The following is a 14296-nucleotide window of genomic DNA, read 5'->3' as shown; positions in this document are numbered from 1 at the left end:
GGATCGCTTCGACGAAGCGATCCCCGTTCGCCGTTCCCGGGGAACGCGTTCACCGGGGCACGTTCACCAGGGCGCAGGACCGAGTGTGGTCTCCAGCCACGCCGCGTCGACGGTCTCGACACCCGTATCGATCGACACCGCCTCCGGCCACGGGTCCCGCCGCCGGAGTTGCCGCTCGAGCACGGCAGGGGTCGCATCGGAGGCGTCGTCGCCGCGTTCGGCGCGGGATGCCATCCGCTGCAGCAGGATTCCCTTGTCCGCACGGCATTCGATCTCGATGACGTCCACTGCGGCGCCGTCGGCGACCTTGCGGGCCGCGTCGCGTTGGCCGGACGACAACCAGGTCGCGTCCAGCACGACGGATCGTCCCCGGGCGAGAGCGCTCCCGGCCCGGCGCAGCAGTTCCCCGTAGGTGGCCTCCGTATGCGCCGGCGCGTACAGGCCGGCATCCGTGCCGTCGCCGGTGCGGTCGGTGGGCTCCAGACCCACCAACTCCTTCCGGACGACGTCGCTGCGCAGCACATCCGCTCCGAGATACGCACCGACCTCGCGCGACAATGTCGTCTTGCCGGTCGCGGAGACACCACCGACGAGCACCATGCGCACACGTCCACGGTCGAGATGTCCCTCGAGCAGCTCGACGAAACCGGTCGCCGTCTCCCGCGCCGCTGCATCGCCCTGCTCGTAGCGCAGGGCGGTCACCTTCGCGCGCACCAGCGCTCGATAGGCGATGTAGTGGTGCACGAGCGAGGAGGGTGGATGATCACCCGAGACCTCGCTGTACCGCTCGAGCAGTCGCCGCGCCGCGGACTCGGCGCCGAGACGTTCGAGATCCATTGCGAGGAAGGCGAGATCGAGCACTGCATCGCCGTAGCGCAACTCGTCGTCGAACTCGAGACAATCGATGATGCGCGGACCGTCGTCGAGACAGAAGATGTCGTCGGCGAGCAGGTCGCCGTGCCCGTCCACGGCCCGGCCCGCCGCGATGCGTTCGTCGAACAGCACCGTCCGGCCTGCGAGATAGCGGTGCACGGACTCCCCGATCCGCGCCAATACTCCGGCACGATCCGCCCCCACCTCCAGCCGGCCGAGATGGTCGAGGCTGAGATCCCACAACCGGGCGACGAAGTCCGCGGAGGCACACCGGTCGATCTCAGGACCGTGCGGCGAGGAGGCGTGCAGTGCGGCGACCTGCCGTGCCACCTCGTCGATCACCGCCGACACGTCCTCACCTCGGCGGACCGCCGCGGCCAGGCGCCGATCGTCGGGCAGCCGCACCATCTCGACGAGGTGCTCGCACAGCTGTCCGTCCGGGCCGTGGACGTCCGCGACACCCAGGTAGACGTCCGGTGCGAGACGCCGGTTGAGCTCCACCTCCCGGTGGCAGATCCGTTCGCGGGCCTCACGCGTGCGGTTGTCGAGGAAGCCCAGGTCGAGCGGCTTCTTCAACTTGTGCACGCGGTCGCCGACGAAGAAGACCACCGACGAATGCGTCTCCCTCACTCCCGCGTATCCGACACCGTCCGGTCCGGCACCTGTGCTCACTGCGCCCTCCCTGCCGTCGGCGGATCCCACCGAGTCCTCTCGTCCATCACATTGTCGATCAGGCACCCCGTCGCTGCATCCGCATCGGTACCTCTGCACAGTGTCGGCGTTCTCGTCCGGATCGCCCGAACGAACCGGCCGCGACAGGTAGCTTTCACACCGGGGCGACTTCTGGACGGGGTGAGATGAGGAACGATCAACCGAGCCTGGCACGCGAAGACGGCACTGCGAGGGCCGACGACGGGCCCACGGTGGCGGTCGTGGCGTACACGACCGCTCTCGAGCGGACGATGATCGAGGAGTGGCTGCGCTCGGACGAGGTTCCCGCCGAGTACCGCACACCGACCCGGCCCGAGTCGCTCGACCTCGACTCGCGGGTGCTCGCCGAGGAGCTCGTGACCCGTACCGACGACCCGCTGATCCTGCCCGTGCGGTTCGTGTGGCTCCCGGCCGAGCGCGACGGTGCGCGGCGTGTCCGGTTCTCCGACGTCCTCGCCCTCACCAACCCGCGCAATCCGAATCTGCTGCTGCAGAAATGGCTCGTGCGCAGGGGCGCGGACCGCCACCGGATCGTCGTCGCGCAACCGGCCCGCCTGTCCGAACTGCGGGAGGCGCTCAGCATGGAGGGCGGTGACGGCGACGACGCGGCACTCGCGCGGTACGTGACCCGCCGCGCCGTCGTCGCACTCGAACGCGCCGAGCGAGCGGTGATCGGCGACCGCTACAAGGTCCCGCGGCTCGTCGCCGCTCAGATCATGGACTCGCCGATCTTCCGGCGCCGCCTCGACGAGATCGCCGCCGAGCACGGACTCTCCCGCGCCGAGGTCGAGGCGCGGGCCCGCAGTTCGCTCGACGAACTCGTGGCCGTGCAGTCACGACTGGTCACCGACCTGTTCTCGCAGGCGATGCGACCGCTGCACGCGGCGGCGTGGACCGTGCACGCCGACGAGTCCGGCCTGCGCGCACTGCGTGAGTCCAACCGCCGGTACTCCCTGGTCTTCCTCCCCTCGCACCGGTCCTACGCCGATGCCTTCGTGCTGGGCGACATCCTGGCGGCGAACGATCTTCCGGGCAACCACATCATGGGCGGGGCCAACCTCACCTTCTGGCCGATCGGTCCGGTCGCCCGCCGCACCGGCACGGTGTTCATCCGGCGCAGCTTCGCCGACGACGACGTCTACAAGGCCGCGCTCGAGGAGTACTTCGCGTTCCTGCTGAGCAAGCGGTTCAACCTCGAGTGGTACTTCGAGGGCGGCCGGACCCGCACCGGCAAGCTCCGTCCCCCGCGCTACGGGCTGCTCAGCTACGTGGCCAACGCGATCCGCGGCGGACGGGTCGAGGACGCGATGCTGGTGCCGGTCTCGATCACCTACGAGGGACTCGCCGAGGTCGCGGCGGTCGCCGCCGAGCAGACCGGCGCGACGAAGAAGCCCGAGGGCCTGGGATGGCTCGTGCGTTACGCCCGCAATCAGCGCAAGCGGGCCGGGAACGTGTACGTGCGCTTCGGCGATCCCGTGTCGATGCGCGAACTGCTGGTCGCCGGTGGGGATCCGGACCTGGCCGCACCGGCGCTGGCCGCCGACCCGTCCGCGGCGCCGACGGACCCGGAGGAGATACGGGCGCTGCGCCGCAAGGCGCTGCAGAAGGTCGCCTTCGAAGTCGCGGTCGGTATCAACTGCAACACGCCCGTGACGGTGAACTGCCTGGTCACCCTCGCTCTGCTGGGTGTGCGCGACCGCTCGCTGACGCTCGAGGAGGTGCGGGCCGTCATCGCACCGGTCCGCCGCTATCTCGATCGCCGAGGTGTCCCGCAGGGCGGCCTGCCCATCCTCGACGTCGAGGGTGGGCTCGAGGATGTGCTCTCGTCGCTCACCCACGCGGGCGTGGTCACCACCTACGCCGGCGGGGAGGAGCCCGTCTACTCGATCCAGCCGGGTCAGCATCTCGTCGCGGCGTTCTACCGCAACAGCGGCGTGCACTGGTTCGTCAACCGGTCGATCATGGAGCTGGCCATCCTCTACGCGCACGCCAATCCCGGCGACGATCCCGCCCGGGTGGCGTGGGACGAGGCGAAGAATCTGCGCGACCTGCTGAAGTTCGAGTTCTTCTTCCCCGACCGCGACACCTTCGAGGCCCAGATGCGCGACGAGCTGGCCTGGCTCGTCCCGTCCTGGGGCGACACGCTGCCGACGAAGGACGAAGCGCTCACCGGTCTCGTCGAGACAGGCTTCTTCATGTCGCACCGCACGCTGCGGTCGTTCTTCGACGCGCAGCTCGTCGTCGCCGAGCGCCTCGCCGTCCGGGACCCGGAGCTCGAGGTCGACCGCGCCGCCTTCCTGTCGGAGTGTGTCGCGGTGGGCCGGCAGATGCTGCTGCAGCGCCGCCTGTACGGGCCGGAATCGGTGTCGTCGGAGTTGTTCGCGTCCGCGCTCGATCTGGCGCGCAATCGAGGACTGCTCGACCGCGACGAGGACCCCGAGATCGTCCGCGAGCGCAGGAAGGCCTTCGCAACGGAGCTGTCGGAGTTGGCCCAGCGGGTCGCGTTGGCCGAGTCGCTCGACGTGTCGAACAGAAAGGTGGAACGGTGAACCTCGAGCAGGCCCTCGAACGGGTGCGCACGGGTCCACAGGGACCCGAGGTGGCGGCCTTCTTCGATTTCGACGGCACCATCGTGCACGGCTTCTCCGGTGTCCACTTCTTCCGCGATCGGGTGCTCGCCGGGAAGGTCTCCGCGTCCGAACTGGCCGCGACGATGATCAACGGGATCCGCGGGACGGAGACCGAGGAGGACTTCGAACGCTTCGTCGCGATCGCCTTCAAGGCGTGGCGTGGTCACACCGAGGAAGAACTCTACGAGATCGGCAGCCGGTTGTTCATGACGACGATCGCCGGGCACCTGTATCCGGAGGCGTGGCAGCTCATCGGCGCGCACCAGAACGCGGGCCACACGGTGGTGATCGCCTCGTCGGCCTCGCGTTACCAGATCCAGGCCGCCGGGGACGCGCTGGGCGTCGAGCACATCCTGTTCACCCCGCTCGAGGTCGAGAACGGTGTCCTCACCGGTCGGGTCGACGGTAAATCGTTGTGGCGCAGCGGCAAAGCGGAGGCGGCACGCAATTTCGTCGAGACGCACGGCATCGACGCCGAGTCGAGCTACACCTATTCCAACGGTGGTGAGGACGTGGAGTTCCTGGCCGTCGCCGGCAACCCCACCGCCACGAACCCCGACCGCACTCTCACCCGTGTCGCCATCGAACGCGACTGGCCGATCATGCGGTTCCGGCCGCGCGGCACACCGGGAGCCCGCGAACTCGTCCGCACCGCCGCCGCCTACGGCGGAATGTTCGGCTCGGTGTGGACCGGCCTCGGTCTCGGCCTGATCAACCGCAGCCGCAAGACGGCACTCGACTCGATCATCAGCATCGGCACCGAGGTCTCCCTGGCTCTGGCCGGAGTGGACGTACGCATCGTCGGGGAAGCGAATGCGTGGGCCGCCCGGCCGGCGGTGTTCATCTTCAACCACCAGAGTCAGCTCGACCCGGTGGTGCTGGCCAAGGTCCTGAGGCAGGACTTCACGGGCGTGACGAAGAAGGAGATGGCCAACGACCCGTTGTTCGGTCCGCTCCTGCGGTTCGTCGGCGCCACCTTCGTCGACCGCACGAACACCCAACGGGCGGTCGCGGCGCTCGGACCCGTCGTCGACACCCTCCGCGAGGGGACGTCGATCGTCATCGCCCCCGAGGGCACGCGCTCGCTGACCCCGGCGATCGGCAGGTTCAAGAAGGGCGCCTTCCACATCGCGATGCAGGCCGGCGTCCCGGTCGTGCCGGTCGTGATCCGCAACGCCGGTGAGATCCTGTGGAAGCACTCGACCCTGCTGCGGTCGGGCACCGTCGACGTGGCGGTGCTCGAACCGATCGACGTGAGCAGCTGGTCGCGGGAGAACCTCGACGAGCACATCGCCGAGGTCGAGGACCTCTACCGCCGCACGCTGTCGAGCTGGCCCACCGAATAGATGACGAACGAGACCGTGGAAGCCGAGGAGCCGGACGACGACGGACCCGACGAGAGCACGAACGGTGAGAACGGGCCCCTGACCCCGAAGCGGCGCCGGTATCTCAAGTGGATCGTCGGAGCTCTGCTCGTCGTGGTGCTCACCGTCGAGATCGTGCTCGTGTGGCCGGAGCTGTCCGACAGCGTCCGCGGCCTCGGACGCCTCCACTGGGGCTGGGTCGCGGCGGCGGTGTTCGCGTCGATGGCGGAGATGTCGACCTTCGCGCGGGTGCAGCGGGCACTGCTGTCCGCGGCGGGTGTGAAGGTGACGCAGCGACAATCGCTTTCGGTGGCCCTCGCGGCGAACTCGATGAGCGTGACGCTGCCGGGTGGACCGGTGGTGGGGACGACCTTCACCTACCGGCAGATGCGACATTGGGGCGCACCCCCGGTGGTGGCGACCTGGCAGCTGGTCATGGCCGGTCTCCTGCAGGCCGCCGGACTCGCCCTGCTGGGTCTCGTCGGCGCTCTGCTCGTCGGCGCCAGCAACAACCCGTTCTCGCTGATCTTCTCGATCGGCGGTCTGCTGCTGCTGGTCGTGCTCATCCAGTACGCGGCCGGCAACCCGGGGTCGTTCGAATCGATCGGCCTGATCGCCCTGCGGAGTCTGAACCGGCTGCGGAAGAAGCCCGAACAGGCGGGTGCGCGGGCGTGGCGGAAGATCGTCGGCCAGTTGAGCGCGGTGCAACTCGATCGCCCGCATGCGGCCCGCGCGTTCGGCTGGTCGCTGAGCAACTGGGTGTGCGACGGTGCGTGCCTGGCGTTCGCCGCGTACGCGGTCGGCGGTGCACCGAGCCTGGCCGGTATCGCCGTCGCCTATGCGGCCGGAACCGCCACCAGCCGCGCCATCCCGCTGCTTCCCGCCGGTCTGGGTGTCATGGACGCCGTGCTCGTTCCGGCACTCACCGCCTCCGGCATGAGCGGCGCGCAGGCCCTGTCGGCGGTGGTCGTGTACCGGCTGATCAGTTTCGTGCTCGTCGCCGCGGTCGGCTGGATCGTCTTCGCATTCCGCTATCGGAACGTCGGCGAGGAGGAGGATGAGGACGACACTCCCCCGGACCTGCGGATCTGGGACGACGACTGAAGACGCCGACCCGAAAAGATCGCCTGCGTGCCGGTCGGGGCGCTAGCATTGTCCTCCATCCGAATGAATGGAGGACGAGGTCCGTGGCACAGCACGAGGTCACACACAAACGGGAGGTCTGGTCGGGCCGGTCCGTGTTCATCATGGCCGCAATCGGTTCGGCGGTCGGACTCGGCAACATCTGGCGCTTCCCGTACATCGCTTACGAGAACGGTGGTGGCGCATTCCTGATCCCGTATCTGGTCGCGCTGCTGACCGCGGGTATCCCCCTCCTCCTGGTCGACTACGCGATCGGGCACAAGTTCCGCGGATCGCCGCCGCTGGCCTTCCGCAGACTGCGCCGCGGCGCCGAGTTCATCGGCTGGTGGCAGGTGCTGGTGTGCTTCGTCATCGGCGTGTACTACGCGGTGATCGTGGCCTGGGCCGCGCGGTACACCTTCTTCTCGATCACCGAGGCCTGGGGCGACGACCCCGAAGGCTTCTTCATGAGTTCGTTCCTGAACCAGGACGCCGATGCGACCTTCGGCCTGAGCTTCGTGCCGGGCGTTGCGTGGACGCTGCTGCTGGTCTGGATCGCGACGCTCGCGGTGCTCGCGCTCGGCGTCCAGCGCGGTATCGGCAACGCCAACCGGTTCTTCGTGCCGTTGCTGGTCCTGCTGTTCGGTGCGCTCGTCGTCCGGTCGCTGACCCTCGACGGCGCGACCGCCGGCCTCGATGCGTTCTTCAGCCCGAACTGGTCGGCGCTGACCGACACCGGGGTGTGGATCGCGGCGTATGCGCAGATCTTCTTCTCGCTGTCCGTCGCCTTCGGCATCATGGTGACGTACTCGTCGTACCTGAAGCGGAAGACGAACCTCACCGGTTCGGGTCTCGTGGTCGGCTTCTCGAACTCGAGCTTCGAGGTGCTCGCCGGCATCGGTGTCTTCTCCGCTCTCGGCTTCATGGCGCAGGCGCAGGGCGTCGAGGTCGGTGAGGTGGTCGCCGGCGGTATCGGCCTCGCCTTCATCGCCTTCCCGACGATCGTCTCGGAGATGCCCGGCGGCCCGCTGTTCGGTGTGCTGTTCTTCGGTTCGCTGGTCTTCGCCGGGTTCACGTCGATGATCAGCATCATCCAGGTGACCGTCTCGGCCTTCCAGGACAAGACCGGCCTCGGCCGGGTACCGGCCGTTCTCGCCATCGGCGGCGTGTCGGCGATCGTGTCGCTGCTGCTCTTCCCCACCACCACCGGCCTGAACACCCTCGACGTGGTGGACCGCTTCGCGAACCAGTTCGGCATCGTCGGTGTCGCCTTCGTGGCGCTCGTCGTGGTCGCGTGGATCTACCGCCGCCTGCCCGAACTCCGCGACCACCTCAACTCGGTGTCCTCGTTCAAGGTGGGCACCGGCTGGATGGTGTTCACGGGCATCATCACCCCGCTCGTCCTCGGTTACATGCTGTTCAGCGAGATCCGCGACCGTGTCCGCGACGGCTACGGCGGCCTGCCCGACAGCCTGGTCCTCGCCTTCGGCTGGAGCGTGCAGGCGGCCGTCATCGTGCTGGCGGTGGTGCTGTCGTTCATCCCGTGGCGGAAGGGCATCGACCTCGAATACGAGCTCGACGAGAACCGTCCCCTCATCCCGTCGGCGACCGACGGCACGTCCTCAGGAGGTACCCAGTGAGCGGAGCAGCCATCGGCATGATGCTCCTCGCCCTCATCACCCTCTGGGGTGGTCTGTTGCTGAGCATCCTGCATCTCCGGAGGAATCCGGACGATCCCGACGCCTAGTCGGTCACCGGCCACCGGGCCGGTCACCGTTCGATAACACCGCGGGGCGGCGCACCGGAAGGGCGCCGCCCTTGTGGTCTCCTGGAGCGGTCGTACTCTAAACCTCTACTTTAGAGTTAGGTAGAGCCCGTCCGGGTGTCACGACCCACAGGAGGAGAACCCCACATGAGCCGCAGACACCGCAATCGGATGCGTCGCATCTCGGCCGCCGCAGCCCTGACCGTCGCCGCAGGCCTGGCGCTTCCCGCCGTCGCCGTCGCCGAGCCCGTACCCGCGGAGCCGGCAGCACCGGCGGAAGCGCCCGCCACGAGCCCGCTCGTGAGCTCGCTCGAAGCCCTCCGCGCGCTGCCCGGCGTCGATCCCACGACTCTCGCTGCTGCCGAAGCGATCGCGAACGCACGCGGAAGCGCTGTCGACGCGGCCGAAGCGACCCCGCTCGGCGCCTACGAGGACGGCATGGAGTTCCTGCGTCGCCTCGGCGTCGAACCGTTCCTCTACCCCACCGGCGCACCGTTCTGCACAGCCGACGGCGACCTGCCGCTGGGCATCGTGCCCGCCGTTGCAGGCGCCCTACCCGGGCCGTGGCCGAACTCCGACATCCCGTTCCTGTCGGAGAACCTGAACGTCGTCTCCCCCGCCGAGACGCTCTTCGCCTTCGTCCCGGTCGGCCTCGAGGAGGACGCCGACACCTCGGGCATCCAGCTCGCGTGGTTCAACGTCAACACCTTCCAGGGCGGTTTCGTGCCGATGGGCACGCCGGAGGAGGCGGCCGCGGGCGCCATCCCGGCCGGCGTCCCCGCACAGGCCCGCGGCATCGTCGAGCAGGCGATCACGACCTTCATCGCCGACACGCTGCCGCTGGGTGGCGTGCGGGTCGCGCCGGTCGAGACGGGGTCGGGCACCGTGCTCTCGGCCGTCTTCGGCAACGTCCGCAACGGCGACGCGCAGTGCTTCTTCCTTCCCACGATCGGCATCGTGGACGTGCCCGCCTGATCGACCCGGTACCGAAGAGCGAACTCGAACTGCAGCGGGTGGGCGTCAGCTCGCCCGCTGCAGTCGGTTCAGCCGGTCGAACACGAGCGTGACGGCGGTGTCCATGTGGGCGAGAACCTCCTCGACCGACTGCCGGCCCGCCACCCAGGCGACCAGCGCCGACATCCACACGTCGGCGATGATCCGCACGGCGTTGAGGACCTCTTCGGTGACGATGTCGATGCCCGACGCCTGGGCGAACAAGCGGGTGAGCACCTCACCGAGACGGTCGAGTTCGGGTGCCGAGGACGCGTCGGCGAACATCGCCGCCCGGATCAGCGCGTCGTAACGCAGCGGGTTCTCGGACAGACGCGGCATCACCCCGCGCAGGACGCCCATGAGGCGCTCGGCGGCACTGTCGCCCGGGATCTCCGCGGTGGTCACAGCCTCGGCGGCGGTCTCGAATTCGAGTACGAGCGCCACGACGAGCAGGTGGTTCTTCGACGGGAAGTACCGGTAGACCGTGCCGAGGGCGACACCGGATCGATCTGCGACCGCCCGCATCTGCACGGCGTCGTAACCACCCTCCGAGGCGAGCTCCTCGGCAGAGGCGATGATCCGCATGTATCGCGCCCGCTGCGCCGGCCGCAGGCCTGTACCGGGCGACTGGGTGGACCCGAGGGCCGGTCGTGAGGTCTGCGTCGACGCCGACTCCTCGCCCGCGGTCTCCGTCGTCGACTGCTCCGTCATCACGTCACCTTCCGTTCATGCCCGTTTCGAGGATAGTTCAGCGTGGCGTGCCTGCCTTTTCGTACCGCCGACCGGCCATAACCGGACAGGTGTCCGGAAATCTCTTCCCTCCGGATGTAGAACGCGTTACATTTTCTCCGTCACCGTCTGGAGAGGGGCTGCTGTGCGCCACGGAATCACCCTGTTCACGAGCGACCGGGGAATCCGTCCCGATGTCGCCGCCTCGACCGCGGAAAGTCGCGGTTTCGACAGTTTCTACGTACCCGAACACACCCACATCCCGATCCGCCGCGAATCCGCACACCCGGGAACGGGCAACGAGACCCTCCCCGACGACCGCTACATGCGCACCCTCGATCCGTGGGTTGCACTGGGCCTCGCAGCCGCGGTGACGTCGACGATCAAGCTGGGCACCTCCGTCGCGCTTCCCCTCGAGCACGACCCCATCACGCTCGCCAAGACCATCGCGAGCCTCGATCATCTCTCCGGTGGCCGCGTGCACTTCGGCGTCGGATTCGGTTGGAACGCCGAGGAACTCGCCGACCACGGTGTACCGCCGAAGAAGAAGCGCACTGCCCTGCGCGAATATCTCGAAGCGATGCAGGCGCTGTGGACCGAGGAGGAGGCCTCCTACGCGGGCGATTTCGTCGCGTTCGGTCCGAGCTGGGCGTGGCCGAAACCCGTGCAGCAGCCACGGCCCCCGATCTTCCTCGGCGCCGGCTCCACCGACCGCAACTTCGGCTGGATCGTCCGCCACGCCGACGGGTGGATCACCACACCCACGGAGGACAACGTCGTCGACAACGTCGCCCGTCTGCACAAGGCGTGGGCCGACGCCGGTCGTACCGGAACTCCCGAAATCCTCGCTCTGGCAGGACGTCACGACGCCGAACAACTGAAACTCTGGGAGGACGCCGGGGTCACCGAGGTGATCTTCGGACTGCCCGACCGCGCCCAGGACGACGTCGTCGCGTACATCGACAGACTCGCCTCGAAACTCGACCACTGATCACCGACCCGAACGGACCCCGATGAGCACCGATCTCCACCCCCTCCCCGCCGACAGCGTCTCCACCTGGGACCACGAAGCCGACGTCGTCGTCGCCGGTTACGGCATCGCCGGCGTCTCGGCGTCCATCGAGGCCGCCCGCGCGGGTGCCGACGTGCTCGTGCTCGAGCGGACCGGCGGGTGGGGCGGCGCGGCCTCGCTGTCGGGCGGCATCGTCTACCTCGGCGGCGGCACGCCGCTGCAGAAGGCCCTCGGGTTCGAGGACACACCCGAGAACATGAAGGCGTTCATGCTCGCCGCACTCGGGCCGGGAGCCGACGAAGCGAAGATCACCGAGTACTGCGAGGGCAGCGTCGAACACTACGAGTGGCTCGTCGACAACGGTGTGGTGTTCAAGGAGAGCTTCTGGGGCGAACCCGGCTGGGAGATCCCCGGCGACGACGGGCTGATGTACTCCGGCGGCGAGAACTCCGCACCCTTCAACGAGATCGCGACGCCCGCCCCGCGCGGCCACGTCCCGCAGATGACCGACAAGCGTACCGGCGAGAAGGGCGGCGGGTACATGCTCATGCAGCCGCTCTCACAGGTCGCCGAAAGCCTCGGCGTGCGCGCCGAATACGACGTTCGGGTGCAGCGGTTGATCGTCGACGGCGACGGACGCGTCGTGGGCCTGGCGGCCAAGCAGTACGGCAAGGACGTCCACATCCGGGCCCGCCGCGGCGTCGTCCTCGCGACCGGCAGTTTCGCGTACAACAAGGAGATGGTCGAGTCGTACGCGCCGCAGCTCAGCGGTCGCCCGGGTGCGGCCATCGAAGAGCACGACGGCCGCGCGATCCGCATGGCGCAGGCGCTCGGCGCCGATCTCGCGCACATGGACGCCACCGAGGTCGCCTTCTTCGGCGACCCGCAGTTGATGGCCCGCGGCATCCTCGTCAACGGCCGTGGTCAGCGCTACGTCCCCGAGGACACCTATCCCGGTCGCATCGGCCAGCTGACGCTGCTGAAGAACGACAACCAGGCGTATCTGATCATCGACGAACAGGCATACGAGGAGGGCTGTGCGGCAACGAGTTCGACACCCTTCTTCCGGTTCCGCCCGAAGTGGGTCGCGGAGACCGTCGCCGAACTCGAATCCGACATGGAACTGCCCGCCGGAACATTGCAGGCGACCGTCGAGGTCTACAACAGGCATGCGGAGAACGGCAGCGATCCGGTGCTGGGCAAGAAGAGCGAGTGGGTCAAGCCCATCGGCAGTCCGATCGCCGCGCTCGACCTCCGCAACTGTACAGCCGGTTTCACGCTCGGCGGTCTGCGCACCTCGGTGAACTCGGAGGTGCTCCACGTGTCCGGCGATGCGATCCCCGGCCTGTTCGCCGCGGGTCGCTGCACGTCGGGTGTGTGCGCGTGGGGGTATGCGAGCGGCACGTCGCTGGGCGACGGAAGCTTCTTCGGGCGTCGCGCCGGTTTGTCGGCCGCGAAGGGCTGAGCCGGAACGGTTCCGGTGGCCACGGCCACCGGAACCACCCACCCGATCAGAACACGCGGTCCAGGTCGCGCGAGACGATGTGGTTGGCGCCGTACTCGGCGAGCGCCGCGATCGTCATGGACGGATTGCACGCTCCGGTCGATCCCGGGATCTTTGCGCCGTCCACCACGTACAAGCCGGACTGGCCGTGCACGCGACCGGCGTCGTCGCACACCGCCCCGAACGGCGCACCGCCGAGCGGATGGAAAGTGTTGATGTCGACGGCGTTGACGTCGATGACGATCGAAGCCGGTCCCGCGATCCGCCGGATGCGGGCCTCGATCGCGCGGGTGAGTTCCCGGTCGTACGCCTGATCCCAGTTCAGGACCGCATCGTCGCGGCCGGCGTCGTAGTGCCACACTCCTCGGCCGTCGACGATCCCCAGACCGATCATCGTGGTCGTTCCCACATCGACGGGGAACGGCACCGGACCGGTGACGATCATCAACGGTCCGGCGGGGTCAGTGTAGTCGCGCATACCCACACAGGCGGGCCCGCCCTGATGGTCGCCGGGGCTGACGAGCGGACTCGTCACGGCGAACACCCGGTCACCGTTGTTGCCCCATCCCGTTCCGACGCCGTCGGGAAGATCGGGGACGAGTCCCTTCGCCTTCGCCTTCACGAGAAGACGGGTCGTGCCGGCCGATCCGCCGCCGAGAAACAACGCCGGTGTGATGATCCGCTTGCGTTCGAGAACCGTTCCGTCCGTGTGGATCCGGTCCACGTGCACGATCCAGGTGCCGTCCGGTGCCCGCTCGATGTCGTCGACCCGGTGCAGCGGCGCGACCGTGACGTGCCCCGTGCGTTCGGCTTCGGCGAGATAGGTGACGTCGACCGAGAACTTACCGCCGTTGTTGACTCCGTAGATGACGTCGCCGGTCGTGTAGGACGGTTTCAGTTCCCCGGTCAGCTCCCGTCGCGCGAAGTCCCAGTCGATGCACATCGGCACCCTGAACGTGTCGTAGCCCTCCGAACCTGCACGGTCCAGGAACTGGCGTGAGGAACGGTACCGATCGTGGTCGAGCAGATCGTCCGGGATGGTCGCGACCTGCAGCATCCGCGCCACCCGCCGATAGTGGTCGGAGGCCAGCAGCTCGTAATCGATACGCGAGGACACCGAATCGGAGAATCGCTGCCCGTCGGGCTGCACGGTCATGCCGTGATAGGCCAGCGAACTCCCGCCGACCCCCGCGCCGCACATGACGTCCATACCGTTCCCCGGAACCCGTTCGATGAGCCCGGTGAACGGTTCGGTCGGGATCGGCGGAGTACCGGTCATCACCGGGGCGGACGACAACCACGACATCCGCCGGTCCGGTTGCAGCATGTGAGGGAACGTCTCGGCGTTCGGTCCCGTGGGCCAGCGGATGCCCCGTTCGAGGACCAGCGTCTGCACACCGGCCCGGCCGAGATGCAGCGCGGTGATCGCACCGCCGAATCCGCTGCCCACGACGACCGCCCGATGGCGCTCCTCGGTGACCTCGGCGCGTGCGCGTGGGATCGGGGACAACGACAACGCGGCAACAGCCGCACCGCCGACGACGGTTCCCCGCAGGAAGGTACGGCGGGACAGCGCAGTATTCACGAATGGCT

11 protein-coding genes are annotated in these 14296 nt (G+C 68.4%); 8 read left to right on the top strand and 3 right to left on the bottom strand.

Features of this window, described 5'->3' with window-relative positions:
- Window positions 1-63: 63 nt before the first annotated feature.
- The gene (locus CKW34_RS04215) at window positions 64-1575 is read right to left on the bottom strand and encodes a bifunctional aminoglycoside phosphotransferase/ATP-binding protein (protein ID WP_059384214.1); all 1512 of its coding nucleotides are present in this window, start codon (window positions 1573-1575) and stop codon (window positions 64-66) included.
- Between the two features lie 155 nt (window positions 1576-1730).
- Between CKW34_RS04215 and CKW34_RS04210 the strand changes: the two genes are divergently transcribed.
- The 6 genes from CKW34_RS04210 to CKW34_RS04185 all read left to right on the top strand — a co-directional run bounded on the left by CKW34_RS04210 (window position 1731) and on the right by CKW34_RS04185 (window position 9440).
- On the top strand, window positions 1731-4133 hold the full coding sequence (locus CKW34_RS04210; RefSeq protein ID WP_059384215.1) for a glycerol-3-phosphate 1-O-acyltransferase: 2403 nt from the start codon (window positions 1731-1733) through the stop codon (window positions 4131-4133).
- Window positions 4130-5560, top strand: a complete 1431-nt coding sequence (locus CKW34_RS04205) for an HAD-IB family hydrolase (protein WP_059384216.1) — start codon at window positions 4130-4132, stop codon at window positions 5558-5560. Before CKW34_RS04210 ends, CKW34_RS04205 begins: the two co-directional genes overlap by 4 nt.
- Complete coding sequence (locus tag CKW34_RS04200) at window positions 5561-6682, top strand: lysylphosphatidylglycerol synthase transmembrane domain-containing protein (protein ID WP_059384217.1); 1122 nt, start codon at window positions 5561-5563, stop codon at window positions 6680-6682. It begins immediately after the preceding gene.
- Between the two features lie 83 nt (window positions 6683-6765).
- Entirely contained in the window at window positions 6766-8340 is a 1575-nt protein-coding gene (locus CKW34_RS04195) for a sodium-dependent transporter (protein WP_059384218.1), read from the top strand.
- Entirely contained in the window at window positions 8337-8447 is a 111-nt protein-coding gene (locus CKW34_RS04190; RefSeq protein WP_080968402.1) for a methionine/alanine import family NSS transporter small subunit, read from the top strand. Before CKW34_RS04195 ends, CKW34_RS04190 begins: the two co-directional genes overlap by 4 nt.
- Window positions 8448-8612: 165 nt before the next feature.
- Window positions 8613-9440, top strand: coding sequence for a hypothetical protein (locus CKW34_RS04185; RefSeq protein WP_059384219.1), 828 nt, complete (start codon window positions 8613-8615; stop codon window positions 9438-9440).
- A 45-nt stretch (window positions 9441-9485) separates the two neighbouring features.
- Here the strand turns inward: CKW34_RS04185 and CKW34_RS04180 are convergent, their stop codons facing one another.
- Window positions 9486-10169 (bottom strand): TetR family transcriptional regulator, encoded by a 684-nt coding sequence (locus tag CKW34_RS04180; RefSeq protein ID WP_059384220.1) that lies wholly within the window; start codon window positions 10167-10169, stop codon window positions 9486-9488.
- Window positions 10170-10332: 163 nt separating this feature from the next.
- On the opposite strand from CKW34_RS04180, the gene CKW34_RS04175 reads away from it, so the two are divergent.
- Window positions 10333-11178: an LLM class F420-dependent oxidoreductase gene (locus CKW34_RS04175; protein ID WP_059384221.1), complete on the top strand. Its 846-nt coding sequence runs from the start codon at window positions 10333-10335 to the stop codon at window positions 11176-11178.
- A gap of 22 nt (window positions 11179-11200) precedes the next feature.
- The gene (locus tag CKW34_RS04170; RefSeq protein ID WP_059384222.1) at window positions 11201-12664 is read left to right on the top strand and encodes an FAD-dependent oxidoreductase; all 1464 of its coding nucleotides are present in this window, start codon (window positions 11201-11203) and stop codon (window positions 12662-12664) included.
- A 46-nt stretch (window positions 12665-12710) separates the two neighbouring features.
- Here CKW34_RS04170 and CKW34_RS04165 read toward each other — a convergent pair whose 3' ends face one another.
- Window positions 12711-14288 (bottom strand): GMC oxidoreductase, encoded by a 1578-nt coding sequence (locus CKW34_RS04165; RefSeq protein ID WP_059384223.1) that lies wholly within the window; start codon window positions 14286-14288, stop codon window positions 12711-12713.
- Between the last annotated feature and the right edge of the window lie 8 nt (window positions 14289-14296).

It is taken from the genome of Rhodococcus rhodochrous (assembly GCF_900187265.1).
In the GTDB taxonomy this organism is placed as follows: Bacteria; Actinomycetota; Actinomycetes; order Mycobacteriales; family Mycobacteriaceae; genus Rhodococcus; species Rhodococcus rhodochrous.
Note: the sequence above shows the minus strand (reverse complement) of the source record. Positions and strands in the feature narration are given on the sequence as shown.